This is a genomic window from Acinetobacter sp. WU_MDCI_Abxb74, from assembly GCF_025513915.1.
Taxonomy (GTDB): Bacteria; Pseudomonadota; Gammaproteobacteria; order Pseudomonadales; family Moraxellaceae; genus Acinetobacter; species Acinetobacter calcoaceticus_C.
Genome location: NZ_JAHPRP010000006.1, coordinates 1 through 21,723 on the forward strand (window position 1 = coordinate 1; position 21,723 = coordinate 21,723).

Here is a 21,723-nt window from a genome sequence, read left to right on the forward strand (position 1 = left end):
ATAGAAATCAGTTTTTAAAAACTGCTTAATTAACTGTCCAACTTTATGGGGTCAGATCATCCTACCGCTACGGGAGGAGACGAGGAGTTTACGCATAAGACTATCCCTCAGACGGAATAACTCTGATGCGATCTTTCATCACGGTCTGCTAAAACCGACTGGCAATGTAGGCCAGCTTGCAAAGGATAATCTGAGAGTTTACAGGTGTCAATGTCGAATTTATGACAAGATCTTAAATTTCTTATTATTTTTCATTAGATTAAATAAATTATTATTTTAAATATTATATACAAACAAATAGTTTTAATTGAAAATTTATTAAGAAATCGGTCATCAGTCGTTTAAAAATTGGAGTAACTTAATCTATCCATTAAGACTAAGCAAAATGAGCGCCTTGGGACTCAATGAGTTGATCAACTTGAACAGGCATTCCCAATAAATAACCTTGGAATTGCTGACAGCCTAAACGGGTTAAAATCTCAACCTGCTGCTGAGTTTCGACCCCTTCTGCCGTTACGGTTAAACCTAACTTTTTAGCTAGATGAATAATACTTTCGAGAATAACTTCTTCTTTCGAACCCGGTTTTAAATCAACAATAAAACCACGGTCAATTTTCAATTCATCTACGGGCAAATCTTTTAAATATAAGAAGCTCGAATGCCCTGTTCCAAAATCATCAATCGCAACACGAATTCCCATGTCCCGCAGCCGTTCACACGCTCGAATACTCAAGTCAATATGTCGCATTGCAGTTGATTCAGTAATTTCAACAATTAAATGATAAGGTTGAATTTGATATTTTTTTAATAGTGCTTCGAGCGTACTGAATAGCTTTTTATTTTCAAACTGTAGTGCCGACAAGTTCACAGCGACTGGATAAAATGGCGTGTTACTGCGCTCCCACTCCTGAATTTGCAGGCAAGCTTGCTCAAGCGCCCAATATCCCATTGGAATGATCAAACCCGTTTTTTCCGCACCTTCAATGAACATATGCGGTGTAAGTATGCCTAAGGCTGGGTGATTCCAACGGATTAATGCTTCAACTCCACAAACTTCAAGATTGGTATTAAATTTTGGTTGGTAATATAAGATGAACTGTTTTTCTTCGACGGCTTTATAAAGATCATTGATCAGTTTTGACTGACTTCTCGTTTCTTGTTGATGGGTTGAATAACTAAAGATGGTATATGTATTACGACCTTGTTCTTTAGACATCAACATGGCCGCATCAGCATTCATAAGTAAGTCCTGAACATTCTGTCCATGCTCAGGAAAAAGTGCGACGCCCAAACTTGCAGAAATATTAATTTCCTTACCAGAAATTTGATAACTTTCCTGAATCAATTGTAAAATTTTTTCGGCCAAAACAACTGCTTCTTCTGCATTGGTATTTTCTGCAATAAGCAAAAACTCATCGCCACCAATTCTAAGCAGTTTACATTTTTCATTGAGTTGCCAATGTAAACGGTTCGCCATTTGAATGAGTAGTTGGTCACCCACGTGGTGCCCAAACGCATCGTTGACCGATTTAAATCGGTCTAAATCAATATATAAAAAAGCAATTTTTTGGTCTTTATATCGATGATCTGAGAGCAGTACTTCAGCATAATCAACTAAGTAAAGACGGTTTGGCAGTTTAGTTAAGTTATCTTGTATAGAAAGATTAGCTAATTCTTTATTTGCCTTACGTAACTCTAAGTTTTGTTGAGTAAGCCGCTGCTCCAACATCGCCACAATAAAACTTGCGACCAGTACCAGACACGTGACTAAAATAATTGTAAATAATAATAAGTCATGCTCAGCCTGATATTGGCTAATAAATTTATCAGTAATGTTGGTCGCAATCAGAGCAGTATAGTGCATTCCCATAATGCTTAAGGTCATCATGATCGCGAATGCTATTTTTAGATTTAATCGATGATGCTCTGTATCTTTTAATTTATAGGACAATAAAAAAGCCAATCCTGCCCCACTCATAGCAATGAGTACAGAAAATAATAGCAAGAAAGCGGTATAGTCTTTTTTATAGATATCAATATTCCAGCCCAACATACTAATGTAATATGAAGCTGAAATTCCGATTCCCATTACAACCGAACTTAAAATAAGTCGGAATAAAGGTAGAGTAAAACGAGAAGTTAACCACATTGCAATGTAAGATAACAAAACACTTACGGCAAAAGAAACGGCAATTAAAGGGATATTAGAATTGATTGTTCCAAGCAAATGGTAGGCTTGTATTCCAACAATATGAACGATACTAATTGCTGATGCGAGCAATAAGCTATTGATAAGTAAAATTAGAGATTCAAATTTTTTAAGGGCTTTATTGAATAATAATTGCTCCATGGAAATCACAATATAGCAAATAATGCCGGCTGCAATAAAAGAGCCGACGATCAATGTGCTATCGTAATCAACATGACCCATATTGGACTTCCATGATTATTCAATACTTTTTTTTATTTTGTTCAACTCATTGCCCAAAATACAACTAAACATGTTCAATACATTCTATTAAATTTGACTTTTTAAGTCAGTTATAAACAATAACATTATCTATCTTTTGGTCAAGTATTTTTTACTTTATAAATCAATAGAGTAACCAAAAATTAAGCAGCCAATTATATGAAAAATATAGAATTTCTTTAATCCAATTGAGTTATTTACATGGCTCTTTTCATATTCAAACAAAACAGTATAAAAAAGAACCCTGCTTAGCGCAGGGTTCTTTTAAAGCTTTAGAAAAAGAGAATTAGTTCTTTTCTTTGTCTACGATTTTGTTCGCTTGAATCCATGGCATCATTGAACGTAATTTATTACCAGTTACTTCAATACCATGTGCAGCATTTTGACGACGACGAGCAGTCATAGATGGGTAGTTTAATGCACCCTCTTGAATGAACATCTTCGCATATTCGCCAGATTGAATACGTTTCAATGCATTACGCATTGCTTCACGAGACTGTTCGTTAATTACTTCAGTACCAGTTACATATTCGCCATATTCAGCATTGTTAGATACTGAGTAGTTCATGTCAGCGATACCGCCTTCGAACATCAAGTCAACGATCAATTTAAGTTCGTGTAAACATTCGAAGTAAGCCATTTCTGGTGCATAACCAGCTTCAACTAAAGTCTCAAAGCCCATTTTCACGAGTTCAACTGCACCACCACAAAGAACTGCTTGCTCACCGAATAAGTCAGTTTCAGTTTCTTCACGGAATGAAGTTTCGATAATACCAGTACGGCCGCCACCTACACCTGAAGCATAAGAAAGAGCAACGTTACGTGCATTACCAGAAGCATCTTGATGAATTGCGATTAGATCAGGAACACCTGAACCACGTTGGTATTCTGAACGAACTGTGTGACCAGGTGCTTTCGGAGCAACCATGATTACATCTAAGTCTTTACGTGGAACAACTTGGTTATAAAGGATCGAGAAACCATGAGCAAATGCAAGAGTCGCACCTTCTTTGATGTTTGGCTCAATCACGTCACGGTAAAGTTGTGATTGGAATTCATCTGGAGTCAAAATCATTACGAGGTCAGCTTGCTTAACAGCAACAGGAACTTCTGCAACTTTAAGACCAGCATTTTCAGCTTTCTTCCAAGAAGCTGAATCTGCGCGTAAACCTACAGTTACGTCTACGCCTGAGTCTTTAAGGTTAAGTGCGTGAGCATGACCTTGAGAGCCGTAACCAACAATCGCTACTTTCTTGCCTTGGATGATTGATAAGTCACAGTCTTTATCGTAAAAAATTTGCATTTGTGTTCTCCGCTAAAATACTTTTAAAAAATTAAATGGCTAATACTTTTTCGCCACGGGCGATACCAGATACACCTGAACGAACGACTTCTAGAATAGTGTTTTCTGCAAGTGCATCGATAAAACCATCTAATTTTTCAGTTGTCCCTGCTATTTGAATGGTATAGGTAGTTGGTGTCACGTCTACAATTTGCGCACGGAAAATATCCGCTGTTCGCTTAATTTCAGCACGTGAAGCACCTAACGCTTTTACTTTAATCAACATCAGTTCACGCTCAATGTGTGAACCTTCTGATAAATCTACTACTTTTACAACTTCAACAAGCTTGTTGAGCTGCTTTGTAATTTGTTCAATCTTATGGTCATCGCCATAAGTAGTTAATGTCAGACGTGATAACGTTGGGTCTTCGGTTGGAGCTACATTCAACGTTTCAATGTTGTAGTTACGTTGACTGAATAAACCCACCAAACGAGAAAGCGCACCAGCTTCGTTTTCAACGAGTACAGAAATAATATGTCTCATTATGTACGCTCCCCTTTACCTAACCACATATCCTTCATGGACTGACCTGCGATCAGCATTGGATAAACATGTTCTGTACGATCAACCATGACATTAATGAATACACATTTATCATTAATTGCCATTGCTTCAGCAAGCTTCGACTCTAGTTCATCAGCATGATCAATTTGGATACCAACATGACCATAAGCTTCCATTAACTTGCCAAAATCAGGTAATGATTCAACATATGAGCTTGAGTGACGGCCTTCATAGTTCATATCTTGCCACTGTTTAACCATACCTAAAGCACGGTTATTCAAGCACAAGATCTTCACATTCATACCGTATTGCTTACAAGTTGAAAGCTCCTGAATACACATTTGGATTGAAGCTTCACCGGTAATACAAACGACCTGTTGATCAGGGAAAGCTAACTTAGCTGCCATTGCATAAGGTAAACCTACGCCCATGGTGCCTAATCCGCCTGAGTTAATCCATTGACGTGGACGTTTGTACTTGTAATACAACGCGCCAAACATTTGGTGTTGACCCACATCCGAAGTAATGATGGCATCACCATTGGTCGCTTTATATAAAGCTTCAACAACTTGCTGTGGCTTCATCGTGCCATCAGTGAGTGTTTCATACTTCAAACCATGAACTTTACGCCATTCATTAATTTGATCCCACCATGCAGAAATTGCTTCAGAATTTGGCTTAGACACATTCAATTGTTTCAATTGCGTCAACATTTCCTGAAGTACAGGCTCAACCGCCCCTACAATCGGAATGTGCGCCATGATCGTTTTTGAAATGCTCGCCGGATCAATATCAATATGAATAACTTTGGCATTCACACAGAATTTTGCAGGGTTATTGGTTACTCGGTCATCAAAACGCGCACCAATCGCAAGAATGACGTCAGCATTATGCATCGCCATGTTTGCTTCATAAGTACCGTGCATCCCAAGCATGCCCATGAACTGTGGATCATCGCCAGGGAAGCCACCAAGACCCATGAGTGTATTTGTCACTGGGTAACCCAACAAATGAGCTAGCTCAGTCAATAATGCTGATGCATTACCTTGAACAACACCACCACCAGTATAAATTACAGGGCGTTTTGCACTTAAAAGTTCATCAATCGCTTTGCGAATTTGACCAGAATGACCACGTGAAGGAGGCTGATAAGAACGCATCTTCACTTTTTCAGGATATTCGTACGCAAATTTTTCTGCAGGATTTGTCGCATCTTTTGGAATATCGACTACAACTGGGCCAGGGCGGCCACTTGATGCAATATAAAATGCTTTTTTGATAATTGCAGGAATTTCACTTGCGTGACGAACTTGGAAGCTGTGTTTCACGATAGGACGTGAAATACCCACCATATCAGTTTCCTGGAAAGCGTCTTCACCAATAAGATGTGATGCAACCTGGCCAGACAAAATCACCATTGGGATTGAGTCCATATAAGCTGTTGCAATTGGAGTCACAGTATTAGTTGCGCCAGGTCCAGAAGTGACCAGTACTACGCCTGTCTTCCCTGTAGCACGTGAGTAAGCATCTGCCATATGACCAGCAGCTTGTTCATGACGTACGAGGTAATGATTAATTTTGTCTTGTTGAAATAGCGCATCATAAATATGTAATACAGCGCCGCCTGGATAACCAAAAACATGTTCAACGCCTTCGTCCGCAAGAGCACGAACGAGCATTTCACCACCAGATAAAAGTTCCAACGTGATTCACCCTAAAATCTTTATCACTATTTATGGAAGGCACAAATAGTGTTTCATTCATTGAATTGTCTGCACTGTTATAGCACACATATTGTCTAGTTTTCGTTGCAATAGAAAAATTTCTGTTTTTCAGCCGTATAAGCTTTTTTAACATTAATAAAGCATGTCTGGATATACATACTTTAAGTAAAATCAATCTCTCGGCTAGAGAGAATGTCTATTACAAAACATGACGGTTATTCGAAGGGTGATCAAATAATCGCATATAAAACTAAAGGAAGCATTTTTGTTGTTTAATTCACTAAAGTCAAGATTAAAGAAAAAGTTTTTCCATAAAAATTTTTAGCTGTTGCTTTTTTAATCTAAAATTAAATCATAAATTTGATCAGCCCAACCTCTATTTATTAAAAAATTATTCTTTTTTATATAAAACCATACATTGTAAATTGCTTATTTATGAACTTTATTTAAATATAGTCAGCATTCTTTGGGGAAGATCTGATATGAATTTATCTTATTTAAAAACAATCTCATATATGACATTAACAATAGTAATTTTAATTTACTCAAGCCAAAGTCAGGCACAGCAATATTATAAATGGATGGATAAAAGTGGCTCCACTCATTACACCACAACGCCACCACCGAAGAGTGCAAAACATTTGAACAAAGTTTCAACTTACGGCAGCCAATCATCCCTAAAAAATTCGGCCCCCACCTCAGAACAACAACCTCAAGTTATAACCGATAAAGTAGTGCAAGAGACAGCTAACGTAGAACAGGAAAAAAGTGTATCCGCTGTACCTGTTCCGCCCGCCTCATCCGCAGCAGCACGATAACCGAAATGAGAGTGGTGAATATTTTCATCACTCTTCTATTATTTAAAATAAAGAAGGATAGATTGATAAATGTTTATTGCTCATATTAAAAGATAAAATCCTGATCTAAAAACTGACATTTCCCTTTATTTTGCGCTATGCTGTGCAGCAATCTTTCATTTCAATTTTCGTTGTATAGCTTACGTCTATGACTATTTCTCACATTGACCCCGAATATCAAGCAAACACGATTGAACCATCAGTTCAACAAGATTGGGAAAATCGTAAAGTCTTTAAAGTTGCCGACACTGTCGAAGGTAAACATCGCTACATCCTATCAATGTTTCCCTACCCAAGCGGCAAGCTGCATATGGGGCATGTGCGTAACTATACAATTGGCGATGTGATTAGCCGTTTTTACCGTTTAAAGGGTGAAACTGTGCTACAACCGATGGGTTGGGATGCATTCGGTTTACCTGCTGAAAATGCAGCAATTGCCCATAAAGTTGCTCCAGCAAAATGGACATTTGAAAACATTGCCTACATGCGTGACCAATTAAAAAAATTAGGTCTATCTGTAGACTGGGATCGCGAGTTCGCAACTTGTACACCAGAGTATTATCACTGGGAACAATGGTTATTTGTTCAGCTTTATAAAAAAGGCCTGATCTACCGTAAACTTTCAACGGTAAACTGGGATCCGGTTGACCAAACAGTTTTGGCAAACGAACAAGTTGAAAATGGTCGTGGCTGGCGCTCAGGTGCATTGGTTGAAAAACGCGACATTCCAATGTACTACTTCCGTATTACGGATTATGCACAAGAATTATTAGACGATCTTGACACTTTACAAGACGGCTGGCCTCAACAAGTGTTGACCATGCAACGTAACTGGATTGGTCGCTCTACTGGCATGGAAATTACCTTCCCACCTGCCAATACTGAAATTTATGCTGACGGTTTAACTGTTTATACAACTCGTGCCGACACTCTAATGGGTGTGACATATGTTGCCGTTGCAGCAGAACACCCTCTTGCACTTAAAGCTGCTGAAAACAACCCTGAATTGGCTGCATTCATTGAAGAATGCCGCATGGGCTCAGTTGCAGAAGCGGACTTGGCAACAGCCGAGAAAAAAGGCATGGCAACAGGCTTGTTTGTAAAACACCCTGTAACTGGTGAAGACCTTCCTGTTTGGATTGCAAACTACGTATTAATGTCTTATGGTTCTGGCGCAGTAATGGCTGTACCAGCGCATGACGAACGTGATTTTGAGTTTGCTAACAAATTTAATTTATCAATTAAGCAAGTGATTGATGCTAAAGGCGCTGACGATGCAGAATACTCTGCAACCCATTGGCAAGAATGGTACGGTTCTAAAGAAGGTAAACTTGTTAACTCTGGTGAGTTTGACGGTTTAGAGTTCCAAGCTGCTTTCGATGCATTCCTTGCAAAATTAGAACCACACAATTTAGCAAACTCTAAAGTTCAATTCCGTTTACGTGACTGGGGTGTATCTCGTCAACGTTACTGGGGTTGTCCAATTCCAATGATTAACTGTGATACTTGTGGTCAAGTCACAGTGCCTGAAGATCAACTGCCTGTTGTATTACCAACAGATGTTGTTCCAGATGGCTCAGGCAACCCGCTTAACAAAATGCCTGAATTCTATGAAACTAAATGTCCTTGTTGTGGCGGCGATGCACGTCGTGAAACCGATACTTTAGATACTTTCGTAGAGTCATCTTGGTACTATGCACGTTATGCATCTCCAGACTTTACTGGTGGTATGGTTAAACCTGAAGCTGCTCAAAACTGGCTTCCTGTGAACCAATATATTGGTGGTGTTGAGCACGCAATTCTTCACTTACTTTATGCACGTTTCTTCCACAAATTAATGCGTGACGAAGGCGTTGTACAAGGTAATGAACCATTTACCAACTTGTTAACTCAAGGCATGGTGCTTGCAGATACGTTCTATCGTGAAGCAGAAAATGGTAAGAAAACTTGGTTTAACCCTGCTGATATCGAATTAGAACGCGATGAAAAAGGTCGTATTCTTTCTGCAAAATATTCAGGTGATGGTCAAGAAGTTGTCATCGGCGGACAAGAAAAAATGTCTAAGTCGAAAAACAACGGTATTGACCCACAAGCGATTATTGACCAATACGGTGCAGATACTGCTCGTGTATTCATGATGTTCGCCGCACCACCAGATCAATCTTTAGAATGGTCTGATGCAGGTGTTGAAGGTGCAAACCGTTTCTTGAAACGTGTATGGCGCCTTGTAGCGGGCTTCCTTGAAAAAGGCAAATCGGCTTCTACAATCGATACTGCAAACTTGTCTAAAGACGCTCAAGATTTACGCCGTAAAACACACGAAACCATTCAAAAGGTAAGTGATGATATTGAACGTCGTCATGCATTCAATACTGCCATTGCCGCATTGATGGAATTGTTAAATGCGAGCAACAAGTTTGAAGCAAAAGATGACAACGATATTGCTGTAGAACGAGAAGCGATCACTACACTTTTAACTTTGCTCGAACCGTTTGCACCACATTTAAGCCAAACTTTATTGGCTCAATTTGGTACAGATGTTACGGCAGCAACGTTCCCTGAAGTCGATGCTTCTGCGTTGACACGTAATACACAAACGATTGTTGTACAGGTTAACGGTAAACTTCGCGGTAAACTTGAAGTTTCTGTTGATATTTCTAAAGAAGATCTATTAGCTCAAGCTAAAGCTCTACCAGAAGTTCAACAATTCTTAACCGGACCAACAAAAAAAGAAATTGTGGTTCCAAATAAACTAGTTAACCTCGTGGTTTAATTAAAGTTATTAATGAGAGGATCAAGCATGCACTTAGCCAAACGTTTAGCCGCTGTTGTTTTAACCTTAGGCCTTAGTGCAGGCTTAGTCGGGTGTGGATTTCATTTAAAAGGAACCAACCCGACTGCGACTCCGCTTGTATATAAAAAGTTAAGCCTTGAGTTACCAGCTAAAACTGATGATTTGGAAACGCAGTTAAAAGTATATTTGGCTGCCAATGGTGTTCAATTCAGCAATGATAATGATGCCTATGTACTTCGTGTTTTAGAGTACACACCACGTCGTCAGCTTTTAAATGGAAAACTGACAGAAGTGTTATTACGCCTAACTGTAACCTTCCAGATTGAAGATCGTCAGGGTAATAAAATTACTGAACCACGCTCATTAACTGCATCTCGTAGTTACCAATATGATTTGGCAACAGTCAACACTGAAAATCAGCAAGAAAGTTACTTACAACGTATTGTGATTGATGATATTGCACAACAGATTACTCGTCAGATTTCAGCAAATCGTTTACCAAAAGCTCAGCCTTAATCTGTATTTCTGCTATTAATGAAAATTGACTATTTACAAGCTTTAAAACGTACTTCGGAAGCTCGGGGTGCGTGGATTTTGCATGGGCAAGAGCCCTTATTAGAACAAAATTTACTAGATGCTTTTCGAAAAAGCTGGCAGCAACAAGAGGTTGAAAGACAGCGCTATGATATTAGTAGCGTGAATGACTGGAAAAATGTCTTTAATGCACTTAATAGTTTATCTTTATTTTCTCAACAGCTTGCCATTGAAGTACATGGCAACATCAAACCTGATGCAAATGGTTTAAAACAACTCAAAAGTTATATCCAAAATAACGAACATAACCTGCTGTTAATTGTTTTACCCAAACAAGATAGTAGCAGCTTAAAATCTGCTTTTTTTCAAGTTGTGGAAGCAAACGGCGTTGTTGTTGCCCTAACAGCAAATTATCCGCAAGACCGTCAACGTATTTTAAACGTAGAAGCCGAAAAGCTTGAGATCCAGCTCGACAATGATGCTTGGCAATGGTTAATGCAACATCATGAGCACAACTTATTAGCTGCTAAAAATAGCTTAATGCGTGTAAGAGATACTTTCCCAGACCAGAAGCTTATTCAAATTGAGCAATTGTATGCTTGCCTGCAAGATCAATCTCGTTATACCACTTATGATTTAAGTGATGCGTTATTAGAAGGCAACCTCGGCCAATCTATTAAGATTTTTCAATATTTAATTGCGGCAGGCGAACCAGATAGTCTGATTTTATGGACTTTAAGTAAAGAAATGCGCTTATTGATGCAATTATTTGAACAGCCTCATAACGCCTTACAGCTCGGTATATGGAAAACAAAAGTTGGTTTATATCAACAAGCCTTACGAAGATTAAATCCCCAACAGTTTCTAGGTTGGTCTACCCTTCTATTGCAAATTGATGCAGCAATTAAAGGAATGTCGAATGAAAATGCAGAACATTTAATGCAGCAAGCGATTGCTGAGTTATGTGGAAAAACACTCTTTATACAATAATTCGGCTGAATCATTTTCCTTCATTCCTGAAATATTATAAAAATTCACGTTTTATCCTCATTTCGCTTTTATACTAAATTAAATTTTAAACTTTTCGACCTCTCACCATGCCAAAAATAAAGCCAATTAAACTTGTTATTATCATCGTCTGTATAGTCATTATTGCTATATTAGCTTGGAAGTTTTTCAAACCAAAACAGCAGCAACCACAATATATTACTGCTGAGGTAACGCGCGGGGATATTGAAAATAATGTACTTGCAACGGGTACACTTGATGCAACCAAACTGATTAGTGTCGGTGCACAGGTATCTGGTCAGGTCAAAAAAATGTATGTGCAACTAGGTGATCAGGTTAAACAAGGTCAACTTATTGCGCAAATTGATTCAACTACCCAAGAAAATAGTTTAAAAACTTCTGATGCAAATATTAAAAATTTAGAAGCACAACGCCTTCAACAGGTTGCATCTTTGAATGAAAAACAACTTGAATTTCGTCGTCAGCAACAAATGTATGCGCAAGATGCAACACCGCGTGCAGATTTAGAATCGGCTGAAGCAAGCTATAAAACAGCTCAAGCACAAATCAAAGCACTAGATGCACAAATCGAGTCTGCAAAAGTAACTAGATCTACGGCACAAACCAATATTGGTTATACGCGTATTCTTGCTCCAACTGATGGTACAGTTGTTGCGATTGTGACGGAAGAAGGCCAAACCGTAAACGCCAACCAAAGTGCACCAACAATTGTCAAAATTGCAAAACTACAAAATATGACGATTAAGGCGCAGGTCAGTGAAGCTGACATTATGAAAGTTGAGAAAGGCCAACAGGTTTATTTCACGACCTTAGGTGAAGACACTAAGCGTTACGCAACCTTACGTCAAATTGAACCTGCTCCTGATTCAATTTCTAGTGAATCAAACAGTACTACAAGTTCAACGACCAGTTCAGCCGTTTACTATAATGCCCTATTCGATGTGCCAAACACGGATGGTAAATTGCGTATTGATATGACTGCACAAGTTTATATCGTATTAAATTCAGCTAAAAATGCCCTGCTCGTTCCTTCATCAGCACTTAGCTCTAAACAATTTTCAGGTCAAAGAAAATCAGGTCAATCATCTGATAAATCTAGTTCTTCACCAGAAGCAGCCAAGAAATCTCAAGGAAATGGAGCTCGTCTAGAGCGCCTTAATTTGACTGCTGAGCAAAAACAGTTAATTGAACAAGGTAAATTAACATTAAGTGTTGTACGCATATTACAAGCCGATGGCACAACTAAACCAACTCAGATTTTGGTTGGTATTAACAACCGTGTAAATGCACAAGTTCTTGCGGGCTTAGAACAAGGTGATCAAGTTGTGATTGCTGATAGTGCAGACACTTCTGCGGCATCAGCAAATAGTAGTAATAACCGTCGCCGTAGTGGCCCAATGGGAATGTAAGCATGACAAAACAAGCTCTGCTTGAAGTCAGCAATCTGGTCCGGGAATTCCCTGCTGGCGAAAGCACAATACAAATTTTAAAAGGGATTGACCTTACCATTTATGAAGGAGAACTGGTTGCCATTGTCGGCCAGTCCGGTTCAGGTAAGTCAACGCTCATGAACATTTTGGGCTGCTTAGACCGCCCTACCAGTGGTAGTTACAAGGTTAGTGGACAAGAGACTGGTAAGTTAGAGCCAGATCAGCTCGCTCGATTACGCCGTGAATATTTTGGTTTTATTTTCCAGCGCTACCATTTACTGGGTGACTTATCTGCTGAAGGTAACGTTGAGGTTCCAGCAGTTTATGCAGGCGTTACTCCTTCAGAGCGTAAACAACGTGCAACGGCACTACTCACCGAGCTAGGTTTGGGAACTAAAACACTCAATAGACCAAGCCAACTCTCTGGGGGGCAGCAGCAACGTGTTTCTATTGCCCGTGCCCTCATGAATGGTGGTGACGTGATCCTTGCGGATGAACCCACAGGAGCGCTCGACTCTCATAGCGGTGTTGAAGTTATGCGTATTTTACGTGAACTCAATGCTGCTGGTCACACCATCATTTTGGTAACACACGATATGCAAGTTGCAAAAAATGCGACTCGTATTATCGAGATTAGTGACGGAGAAATTATTAGCGACCGTCCTAATGTTCCTGATCAAGCAGCTGAACCGATCAAGTCTGATCCTGATGCTGCTCCTGCATTGCAAGGTAAGCAGAAGAAAGGCAAAAGTATTTCTGCATGGCGTTCAACTTTAGACCGTTTATCCGAAGCCTTCCAAATGGCTTTACTGTCTATGAATGCCCATCGCATGCGTACTTTTTTAACGATGCTTGGGATCATTATTGGTATTGCATCTGTTGTTACAGTGGTCGCTCTAGGTAAAGGTTCTCAGCAGCAAATTTTAAGCAACATTAGTAGTCTGGGAACAAATACAATTACCGTATTTCAGGGCCGAGGGTTTGGTGATAATTCTAAAACCGCGAGCTTTAAAACCTTGGTTCCTGCCGATGCTGATGCGTTAATAACCCAACCTTATGTTAGTGCAGTTAGTCCGATGGTCAGTACATCCAAGACCATGCGTTACCAGCAGAATGAAGCAAATGCGACCATTAATGGTGTGAGTAACGACTATTTCGATGTAAAAGGTTTGGTCTTTAAAGATGGACAAACTTTTGACCAACGTAGTGTTCGTGATCGTTCACAAGATGTAGTGATTGATACCAACACTCAAAAACAATTCTTTGGTGATGGTAGCAATCCAATTGGCCAAGTCGTACTGCTCGGTAGTGTACCTGCCCGTATTATTGGGGTTGTAGAACCGCAAACAAGCGGCATGGGCTCAGACGACACGTTAAATGTCTATATGCCTTATACAACCGTAATGAGCCGTATGTTGGGTCAGTCTAATGTCCGCAATATCGTGGTTCGTATTAATGACAAATATTCAACTACTGCCGCTGAAAATGCGATTGTAAACTTATTAACCCAGCGCCACGGTGCACAAGATATTTTCACTATGAACAGTGACAGTATCCGTCAAACCATTGAGAAAACAACCAGTACGATGACCCTTCTGGTTTCAGCAATTGCCGTAATTTCACTGGTCGTTGGCGGTATTGGGGTAATGAATATTATGCTGGTTTCTGTGACTGAACGTACTCAGGAAATTGGTGTACGTATGGCTGTAGGCGCACGTCAAAGTGATATTTTGCAGCAATTTCTTATTGAAGCAATTTTAGTCTGTTTAATTGGTGGTGTGCTTGGTGTCTTACTGTCACTTGGTCTTGGACAACTCATTAATAAATTTGCTGGCGGGAACTTTAGCGTAGCTTACTCAAGCACCTCTATTATTGCAGCATTTGTGTGTTCAACGCTGATTGGTGTCGTTTTTGGTTTCTTACCAGCCAAGAATGCCGCGAAGCTTGACCCTGTTGCCGCACTATCTCGAGAATAAGGAAAATTGCATGTCTTTCTCTATGACTAAACTCAGCACAGCACTTCTCCTCACAGGCTCTCTTGTTGGATGTGCTGCTGTAGTAAAAACCCCTTATGAAACACCTGCGGTACAAGTTCCAGGTAGTTTTCAATACGACACCACAAAAGCAAAAACCATGTCTGCCGATCAATATTCTGACCGTTGGTGGACACTTTTTGGTGATGCACAGCTTAATCAGCTCGTAAATAATGTATTAGAACGTAATAGCGATTTGGCTGTTGCCGGAATTACCTTAAGGCAAGCACGCTTACAAGCTGACCTAACAGCAAATAAGCAAGGCTTACGTACTAGCTCTAGTTTTTCAACTGGACATTCTTTTGATTTAAATTCAGGAGATGACAGCGCTAAAGGTCTATCAATGAGTGCAGGCGTAAGCTATGAGGTTGATTTGTTTGGTAAACTTGCACGCCAAACTGAAGCAAGTAAATGGGAAGCTTTAGCGACTGAACAAGACCTACAAGCCACTGGACAAAGTTTAATTGCAACCACGGCTAAATTATATTGGCAACTTGGTTATTTAAATGAACGTTATGCGACTGCTCAGCAGAGTCTGGCGACCTCACAAAAGCTATATCAACTCGTACAGATTCAGTATAAAGCCGGTGCGGTTTCAGGTGTAGATCTTACTCAAGCAGAACAATCTGTACAAAGCCAAAAAGCGAACCTAAGCCAGATTGAGCAACAACTCGTTGAAACACGTACTGCCATTGCCGTGCTCTTACATGAACCATTGCAACAGTTAAACATTCAAGAGCCCAAACGTTTACCGCGCAATGCACTACCCGCAATTGGTGCAGGTTTACCTGCCGATATTTTATCGCGCCGTCCCGATTTGCAAGCCTCTGAGCTTCGTTTGAAAAAGGCGCTCGCGACTAAAGATTCAACTAAGGCGAGCTACTATCCATCGATTAGTTTAACCAGTAGTTTGGGCTCAAGCAGTACATCATTGACAGAACTGTTACGTAACCCAGCCCTAACTTTAGGTGCAAGTTTAAGCTTACCGTTTTTGCAATATAACGATATGAAGAAAGACATCGCGATTAGCAATCTGGATTATGAAAAAGCGATTATTCAATATCGCCAGACGCTTTATCAGGCTTTTGCTGATGTAGAGAATGCTTTATCAAGTCGTACAGAACTCGATAAACAAGTAGCGTTACAAGAACGTAATGTTGAACTTGCAGAAAAAACTGAACGCCTAACAGAAGTCCGTTACCGTTATGGTGCTGTCGCATTAAAAACACTTCTCGATGCTCAGCAAACCACACGTACTGCTCGCTTAAGTCTAGTTGAAACCAAGCAAAGCCAATACAATGCTTATGTCACTCTCATGCAAGCGTTAGGTGGTTCACCTGTAAAAGAACTTCCTCAATAACTTGCGCCCATAAAAAAAGCCGTAGTCCTTCAACTACGGCTTTTTTTTAAATAAATAAACTAAAAAGCTTATTCATCATCCATCATAGATTGGCTCATACCAACAGTATTGAAGCCAGCATCTACATATAGAATTTCACCAGTGATACCTGAAGCCCAAGGTGAGCAAAGGAATAATGCTGCATTACCCACTTCGTCAATAGTTACATTGCGTTTTAATGGCGCAACTTTTTCATTAGCATCTAACATTTTACGGAAAGATTTAATACCAGAAGCAGCCAAAGTACGGATTGGACCCGCAGAAATCGCGTTTACACGAATACCATCAACACCTAAGCTTGATGCCAAGTAGCGAACACCAGCCTCTAAAGAAGCTTTTGCCATGCCCATAACGTTATAGTTAGGCATAACGCGCTCAGAACCTTGGTAAGTCAAAGTCAATAAACAACCTTGGCGAGCTTGTAATAATGGTTTTGCAGCACGTGCCATCGCAATAAAGCTGTATGCACTGATGTCATGAGCAACTTTAAAACCGTCACGGTCAGTCACGTCAGTAAAATCACCATCAAGTGTATGTGCAGGAGCAAAGCCGATAGAGTGAACTACACCATCTAGACCGTCCCAATGTTTTGCAAGTTCTGCAAATGCATTGTCAATTTCGCTATCAACTGCAACATCACATGGGAACACAAGCTTAGAACCGAATTGCTCAGCAAATTCATCCACACGTTTTTTTAATTTTTCGTTTGGATAAGTAAACGCAAGCTCTGCACCTTCACGGTGTAATGCTTGGGCAATACCAAAAGCAATTGATAATTTACTAGCAACGCCTGCAATCAAAAAGCGTTTACCTGCTAAAAGTCCTTGTGTCATGCCGATCTCACTCAAAACAATTTAAAGCATAATGCCAATATTCAACGGTTTTCGAAATTGCATAATGCATCTTTTTTCAAAAATCGCACGAAAAAAAATCGCCCCTCATGAGGAGCGACTTCTCGATGAATATAATTTTAGTCGTCAGATAACAAACCAATCAAACGTAAAAAAGAGATATACATCCAAACTAAAGTTGAGAGTAACGCAATTCCACACAGCCACTCCATAAACTTTGGAGCACGGTAAGCTGCGTTGGTTTCAATTAAATCAAAATCTAAAATTAAGTTAAGTGACGCAATCACAGCAATAAATGCAGCAAAGCCAATGCCTAACCAGTTGCTCTCAAAAATATAAGGAATGCTTGAACCAAATGCTAAACGCATGATCATCTGCACAATAAATACAAGAAAAATAGCCAAAGACGCAGAAATCACGACTGACTTGAATTTTTCAGTTGCACGTACAATCTTAAATTTATATAGACCAAACATGACTAATGTTGTCATGAAAGTGGCAAGTAATGCTTGTAAAGGTACACCTGGGTACTTCATTTGAAAAGTAAATGAAATACCACCTAAAAATGCACCTTCAAAAAGTGCATAAGGAATTGCCAAGGTCGGTGCAGTCGTCGGTTTAAATGTGGCAATCAAAGCTAAAACTAGACCACCAATTGCGCCAACAATAGCACCCGCATAGGCAATACCAACATTTGCAGTAAAAGCTGCGTATAAAAATAAAGCAATGCCCACAGCCGCTGCAATGACTGTCAGCATAATAGATTTTTGAATCGCACCTTGCACAGTCATTGGTTGACTATAGTCACTGACCGTTTCAACACGCGTCAGTATCGGGTTATTACTTTGCATAAATGCTCTCTTTTTATAATAAAAACTTAAAATATCATTTTAAGCAAAATGAATATGAAAGCCAAATCAGACGATCGGCATTATTGTAACAATGTCCTTTAAACAATAAAAAAGGAGGCAGTAGCCCCCCTCTCTATCACTTCAGCAAAGAATTAATCTTTACCATCAGTGTTCATAATAAAAAAGTATTCACGGTAATATTTCAACTCGGAAATCGAGTCACGAATATCATCCATTGCTAAATGTGATGCATTCTTTTTCAGACCGCTCATAATTTCAGGGCGCCAGCGTTTTGAGAGCTCTTTTACGGTAGATACATCAAGATTACGATAATGAAAATACTGTTCAAGTTCAGGCATAAGACGATGTAAGAAACGGCGATCCTGACAAATCGAGTTACCGCACATCGGTGAAACTTTTGGATTGACCCATTTTTTTAGGAATTCTAAAGTCTGTAACTCAGCATCACGAGCTGTCAATTTGCTACGACGAACTCGCTCAACTAACCCAGATTGCCCATGTTGGCGAGTATTCCACTCATCCATTGCATTTAAAATACGATCAGGTTGATGGATAGCCAAGACCGGACCTTCGGCAAGTACATTTAAATTATCATCTGTAATAATTGTTGCGATTTCAATAATTTGGTCATTATCGGTATCTAAACCGGTCATTTCCAGATCAATCCAAATTAATCGTGTATTTAAAGTACTGCTCATGTATGTACGTTCTAAAATGCCGTAAAAACATCAATAGTAGCAAATTTCTTGCATCTGCGCTGTAATTCTATAGCCGCTTCATGCTATTTTTGCCATCTTCAAACAGTGGTTTTTTGGGATATGAATGGCTTTAATTCGTAAGCGTCGTTTAACTGAACAGCAGCAACGTCGTATTGAAAAACAGCACAAAACTCGCCAAGAAGAGGCCGATACTTCACAAGATCTGGACGGACTGGTTGTACAACACTATGGCCGCCAACTCGAAGTACAGGCACTCTCTGTACCTGAGCATCACCCAGAAAAACCTCAAGTTGCCGAAGGAGAGCCAGAACCCTTCTGGAAACCTATCGAACTCAAAAGCGTATGGCGCTGTCATACTCGAACAAACCTTGAGTTACTTGTGACTGGTGACCGAGTTAAATGGCAGGCTGACCCAAACACGGGTTTAGGCATTATTACTGCCATTCATCCACGCAACTCGTTACTTACCCGTCCAGACCGTTATCACAAAGTTAAACCAGTTGCAGCCAACATCAGTTTGATTGTGATTGTATTCTCCCCCCTTCCTGAACCAGCTCCGACATTAATCGACCGTTATTTAGTAGCTTGCGCAGACGCTAACATTCCTGCACTTTTAGTCTTAAATAAATCAGATTTACTCACTGAAAACGACCCAATTCTTACGCTATTAGAAGAATATAAAACTTTGGGTTATGAGGTGATGATTTGTCAGTCTAAAAAGGGAGATATTTCTGTTTTATCTGAACGTTTAGATGGTGAAACTGTAGCTTTCGTTGGCCAATCAGGTGTAGGAAAAAGTTCTTTAATTAACGTGCTTATTCCAGATGCAGAGCAAAAAACAAATATTATTTCTGAAAACTCTGCACTCGGTCAACACACAACAACCTCTACACGTTTAATGAATTTCGGTAAAAATGGTGCGTTAATCGACTCGCCGGGAATTCGTGAATTTGGGCTTTGGCATCTTGATTTAGAAAAAATTCGTATGGGCTTTCCAGAAATTGAAGCACATTTGGGTTCTTGCCAATTCCGTAATTGTACCCATACTCATGAAAAGAACTGTGGATTAAAACGCGCTGTAGAATCTGGTGAAATTTTACCACGGCGCCTAGATAGCTTTTTGCGTTTAAATGATGAGATTCAAGAAGCACAGCAAAAAAACTAATTTTCTGTCCGCTTTACCCTTGAAGTGGTGATTTTGATCACCATCTATATACGCTATACTCTAGGTCAATTTTGTTTTTAATTTTTTTTAGGTGACTTGTGGAACGCTGGTTAGAGTTTATGGGGAATCACCCCATTTTGTTTGGTACGCTCGGAGTCTTGGTCGTGTTGTTCTTCATTTTTGAAGGTCAACGTAACGGTCGTAAAATTTCACCACAGTCGCTTGGTATTTTAGTGAAAGCGAAAAATGCCATACTAATCGATTTGCGCGATAGTAAAGACTTCCGTGAAGGTCATATTAGTGGCAGCCGCAATATTCCTTTCAGCCAAATTGCAAGTCATGCTGAAGAATTAAAAGCAAGTGAGCGTCCATTGGTATTTATTTGCAACCTCGGACAAGTTGCTGGTAGTGCTTTGCAAAAAGTTGCTCACCATGACAGCTATCGTCTTGATGGTGGTATTAGTAACTGGAAAGCACAAGGCTTACCTCTTGTAAAAAGCAAACCAAAAGCTTAAGGAGAATTATTATGGCTGCAAATGTCATTGTTTACTCAACTTCTGTATGCCCGTATTGCGTTCGTGCTAAACAGTTACTTGAGCGTAAAGGTATTGCTTACAAAGAAGTGAATCTTTCTGTTGAAGCACCGGAAGTACGTGTTGAATTAATGCAACGCACCAATCATCGTACTGTCCCACAAATTTTTATTAACGATCAGTTTATTGGCGGTTTTGACCAACTTTATGCTTTAGAGCGTGAAGGTAAACTTGACGAATTATTGGCTTAACATCGCATCCATATTAAGGAAAAAACAATGAGCGAAGAACAACAAGTTCAACCACAATTAGCTTTAGAGCGTATTTATACAAAAGATATTTCTTTTGAGGTTCCTGGGGCGCAGGTTTTTACTAAACAATGGCAACCTGAACTCAATATCAATCTTTCTTCTGCTGCAGAAAAAATTGATCCAACTCATTTTGAAGTTTCTTTAAAAGTTGTGGTACAAGCCGATAACGACAACGAAACAGCGTTCATTGTAGATATCACTCAATCAGGTATTTTCTTGATTGATAACATTGAAGAAGATCGTTTACCTTATATTTTAGGCGCTTATTGCCCAAATATTTTGTTCCCGTTCTTACGTGAAGCGGTAAATGATTTAGTAACTAAAGGTAGCTTCCCACAGTTACTTCTTACTCCAATCAACTTTGATGCAGAGTTCGAAGCAAATATGCAACGTGCTCAAGCTGTTGAAGGTCAAGCTTAATTTTCTAGCTTCTCCTTGAGTAAAAAAACCGCGTCTATCGCGGTTTTTTTATGTTTTGAATAATTTAAAAATTAATGATCAAGAGAAATAAGCTGAATAGTAGGAAACTGAAATCCGCGACAAGATAATTCCGAACGCCATGCCACTGTTAGCATCATATTGCCCAGAACAAAGTTTTGATAAGCAAATGTCCCAATAAGTGGATGAGAACATATTCCACCATTGTCTGTAGAATGTGCATAGGTATTTAAAGTGTTTAAGTCTAGCCGTATGCCAAGACCTGAAGCTTTTAAAACAGCTTCTTTAATCGTCCAGACTTTAAACCAGTATTCTCTATCTTGTTCTAAGCTTAGCCATGTTTCATATTCATCAGAATGAAATGCATGCTGGGCTAAAGCTTCCAAACGAACTTTACGGTCTAACTCTTCAACGTCTACGCCTATATCTTTAACATTCGGGCTCATTGCTAAAGCATAATATTGTTGGCTATGAGAGTGATTGAAATCTAAATTATGATTCAATAAATATGGCTTGCCATGCTCATACTTTGCAAACGCTAAATCCGTTATTGTAATTTGTAATTTCTGCGCTATCAGCTCGTTTCTAATGTTATGTATTTGCTGTTTTTTATAATGATTAAATGTACGAAAGTCAGGAAAATCTTGTTTAGATTTTAAAAGAAGCTGGGACAATGTCTGTGTGTAGACTTCAATATTACGCTTAGACATTATCCCG

19 protein-coding genes are annotated in these 21,723 nt (G+C 39.4%); 11 read left to right on the top strand and 8 right to left on the bottom strand.

The window, feature by feature from the left end:
* Positions 1–376: 376 nt before the first annotated feature.
* The 4 genes from KTH84_RS11340 to KTH84_RS11355 all read right to left on the bottom strand — a co-directional run bounded on the left by KTH84_RS11340 (position 377) and on the right by KTH84_RS11355 (position 6,020).
* Entirely contained in the window at positions 377–2,431 is a 2,055-nt protein-coding gene (locus KTH84_RS11340; RefSeq protein ID WP_262473171.1) for an EAL domain-containing protein, read from the bottom strand.
* Between the two features lie 325 nt (positions 2,432–2,756).
* Positions 2,757–3,773, bottom strand: coding sequence for a ketol-acid reductoisomerase (gene ilvC, locus KTH84_RS11345; protein ID WP_262473172.1), 1,017 nt, complete (start codon positions 3,771–3,773; stop codon positions 2,757–2,759).
* A gap of 31 nt (positions 3,774–3,804) precedes the next feature.
* Positions 3,805–4,296: an acetolactate synthase small subunit gene (gene ilvN, locus KTH84_RS11350; protein WP_001215920.1), complete on the bottom strand. Its 492-nt coding sequence runs from the start codon at positions 4,294–4,296 to the stop codon at positions 3,805–3,807.
* On the bottom strand, positions 4,296–6,020 hold the full coding sequence (locus tag KTH84_RS11355; protein WP_262473173.1) for an acetolactate synthase 3 large subunit: 1,725 nt from the start codon (positions 6,018–6,020) through the stop codon (positions 4,296–4,298). Before KTH84_RS11355 ends, ilvN begins: the two co-directional genes overlap by 1 nt.
* Positions 6,021–6,523: 503 nt before the next feature.
* On the opposite strand from KTH84_RS11355, the gene KTH84_RS11360 reads away from it, so the two are divergent.
* From KTH84_RS11360 to KTH84_RS11390, 7 genes are all read left to right on the top strand, one after another.
* Positions 6,524–6,859, top strand: coding sequence for a DUF4124 domain-containing protein (locus tag KTH84_RS11360; RefSeq protein ID WP_262473174.1), 336 nt, complete (start codon positions 6,524–6,526; stop codon positions 6,857–6,859).
* 187 nt (positions 6,860–7,046) lie between these two features.
* Positions 7,047–9,671, top strand: a complete 2,625-nt coding sequence (leuS, locus tag KTH84_RS11365) for a leucine--tRNA ligase (protein WP_262473175.1) — start codon at positions 7,047–7,049, stop codon at positions 9,669–9,671.
* A 27-nt stretch (positions 9,672–9,698) separates the two neighbouring features.
* The gene (lptE, locus tag KTH84_RS11370; RefSeq protein WP_003654946.1) at positions 9,699–10,208 is read left to right on the top strand and encodes an LPS assembly lipoprotein LptE; all 510 of its coding nucleotides are present in this window, start codon (positions 9,699–9,701) and stop codon (positions 10,206–10,208) included.
* A gap of 18 nt (positions 10,209–10,226) precedes the next feature.
* Complete coding sequence (holA, locus tag KTH84_RS11375; protein ID WP_262473176.1) at positions 10,227–11,216, top strand: DNA polymerase III subunit delta; 990 nt, start codon at positions 10,227–10,229, stop codon at positions 11,214–11,216.
* Between the two features lie 107 nt (positions 11,217–11,323).
* Positions 11,324–12,664, top strand: a complete 1,341-nt coding sequence (locus tag KTH84_RS11380) for a MacA family efflux pump subunit (RefSeq protein WP_133975416.1) — start codon at positions 11,324–11,326, stop codon at positions 12,662–12,664.
* Positions 12,665–12,666: 2 nt separating this feature from the next.
* Positions 12,667–14,661, top strand: coding sequence for a MacB family efflux pump subunit (locus tag KTH84_RS11385; protein ID WP_262473177.1), 1,995 nt, complete (start codon positions 12,667–12,669; stop codon positions 14,659–14,661).
* Positions 14,662–14,683: 22 nt separating this feature from the next.
* A complete protein-coding gene (locus KTH84_RS11390; protein ID WP_262473343.1) occupies positions 14,684–16,078 on the top strand; it encodes an efflux transporter outer membrane subunit in 1,395 nt (464 codons plus the stop codon).
* Positions 16,079–16,146: 68 nt separating this feature from the next.
* Here the strand turns inward: KTH84_RS11390 and KTH84_RS11395 are convergent, their stop codons facing one another.
* From KTH84_RS11395 to orn, 3 genes are all read right to left on the bottom strand, one after another.
* Complete coding sequence (locus tag KTH84_RS11395; RefSeq protein ID WP_003654938.1) at positions 16,147–16,950, bottom strand: enoyl-ACP reductase; 804 nt, start codon at positions 16,948–16,950, stop codon at positions 16,147–16,149.
* A gap of 137 nt (positions 16,951–17,087) precedes the next feature.
* Complete coding sequence (locus KTH84_RS11400) at positions 17,088–17,819, bottom strand: Bax inhibitor-1/YccA family protein (RefSeq protein ID WP_262473178.1); 732 nt, start codon at positions 17,817–17,819, stop codon at positions 17,088–17,090.
* Between the two features lie 152 nt (positions 17,820–17,971).
* A complete protein-coding gene (orn, locus tag KTH84_RS11405) occupies positions 17,972–18,538 on the bottom strand; it encodes an oligoribonuclease (RefSeq protein WP_005036888.1) in 567 nt (188 codons plus the stop codon).
* 124 nt (positions 18,539–18,662) lie between these two features.
* On the opposite strand from orn, the gene rsgA reads away from it, so the two are divergent.
* The 4 genes from rsgA to secB all read left to right on the top strand — a co-directional run bounded on the left by rsgA (position 18,663) and on the right by secB (position 20,988).
* On the top strand, positions 18,663–19,724 hold the full coding sequence (gene rsgA, locus KTH84_RS11410) for a ribosome small subunit-dependent GTPase A (RefSeq protein ID WP_202742625.1): 1,062 nt from the start codon (positions 18,663–18,665) through the stop codon (positions 19,722–19,724).
* Between the two features lie 98 nt (positions 19,725–19,822).
* Positions 19,823–20,239: a rhodanese-like domain-containing protein gene (locus tag KTH84_RS11415; RefSeq protein WP_133975422.1), complete on the top strand. Its 417-nt coding sequence runs from the start codon at positions 19,823–19,825 to the stop codon at positions 20,237–20,239.
* A gap of 11 nt (positions 20,240–20,250) precedes the next feature.
* Complete coding sequence (grxC, locus tag KTH84_RS11420; RefSeq protein ID WP_009390671.1) at positions 20,251–20,508, top strand: glutaredoxin 3; 258 nt, start codon at positions 20,251–20,253, stop codon at positions 20,506–20,508.
* Between the two features lie 27 nt (positions 20,509–20,535).
* A complete protein-coding gene (secB, locus tag KTH84_RS11425; RefSeq protein ID WP_003654925.1) occupies positions 20,536–20,988 on the top strand; it encodes a protein-export chaperone SecB in 453 nt (150 codons plus the stop codon).
* 71 nt (positions 20,989–21,059) lie between these two features.
* Here the strand turns inward: secB and KTH84_RS11430 are convergent, their stop codons facing one another.
* The gene (locus tag KTH84_RS11430) at positions 21,060–21,716 is read right to left on the bottom strand and encodes a 4'-phosphopantetheinyl transferase family protein (protein WP_262473179.1); all 657 of its coding nucleotides are present in this window, start codon (positions 21,714–21,716) and stop codon (positions 21,060–21,062) included.
* Positions 21,717–21,723: the final 7 nt, after the last annotated feature.

What these genes read in the sequence shown, in the direction of transcription:
- KTH84_RS11340 (WP_262473171.1), bottom strand. Translation starts at nt 2,431, where the DNA reads ATGGGTCATGTTGATTACGATAGCACATTGATCGTCGGCTCTTTTATT.
- ilvC (WP_262473172.1), bottom strand. Translation starts at nt 3,773, where the DNA reads ATGCAAATTTTTTACGATAAAGACTGTGACTTATCAATCATCCAAGGC.
- ilvN (WP_001215920.1), bottom strand. Translation starts at nt 4,296, where the DNA reads ATGAGACATATTATTTCTGTACTCGTTGAAAACGAAGCTGGTGCGCTT.
- KTH84_RS11360 (WP_262473174.1), top strand. Translation starts at nt 6,524, where the DNA reads ATGAATTTATCTTATTTAAAAACAATCTCATATATGACATTAACAATA.
- leuS (WP_262473175.1), top strand. Translation starts at nt 7,047, where the DNA reads ATGACTATTTCTCACATTGACCCCGAATATCAAGCAAACACGATTGAA.
- lptE (WP_003654946.1), top strand. Translation starts at nt 9,699, where the DNA reads ATGCACTTAGCCAAACGTTTAGCCGCTGTTGTTTTAACCTTAGGCCTT.
- holA (WP_262473176.1), top strand. Translation starts at nt 10,227, where the DNA reads ATGAAAATTGACTATTTACAAGCTTTAAAACGTACTTCGGAAGCTCGG.
- KTH84_RS11380 (WP_133975416.1), top strand. Translation starts at nt 11,324, where the DNA reads ATGCCAAAAATAAAGCCAATTAAACTTGTTATTATCATCGTCTGTATA.
- KTH84_RS11385 (WP_262473177.1), top strand. Translation starts at nt 12,667, where the DNA reads ATGACAAAACAAGCTCTGCTTGAAGTCAGCAATCTGGTCCGGGAATTC.
- KTH84_RS11390 (WP_262473343.1), top strand. Translation starts at nt 14,684, where the DNA reads ATGACTAAACTCAGCACAGCACTTCTCCTCACAGGCTCTCTTGTTGGA.
- KTH84_RS11395 (WP_003654938.1), bottom strand. Translation starts at nt 16,950, where the DNA reads ATGACACAAGGACTTTTAGCAGGTAAACGCTTTTTGATTGCAGGCGTT.
- KTH84_RS11400 (WP_262473178.1), bottom strand. Translation starts at nt 17,819, where the DNA reads ATGCAAAGTAATAACCCGATACTGACGCGTGTTGAAACGGTCAGTGAC.
- orn (WP_005036888.1), bottom strand. Translation starts at nt 18,538, where the DNA reads ATGAGCAGTACTTTAAATACACGATTAATTTGGATTGATCTGGAAATG.
- rsgA (WP_202742625.1), top strand. Translation starts at nt 18,663, where the DNA reads ATGGCTTTAATTCGTAAGCGTCGTTTAACTGAACAGCAGCAACGTCGT.
- grxC (WP_009390671.1), top strand. Translation starts at nt 20,251, where the DNA reads ATGGCTGCAAATGTCATTGTTTACTCAACTTCTGTATGCCCGTATTGC.
- secB (WP_003654925.1), top strand. Translation starts at nt 20,536, where the DNA reads ATGAGCGAAGAACAACAAGTTCAACCACAATTAGCTTTAGAGCGTATT.
- KTH84_RS11430 (WP_262473179.1), bottom strand. Translation starts at nt 21,716, where the DNA reads ATGTCTAAGCGTAATATTGAAGTCTACACACAGACATTGTCCCAGCTT.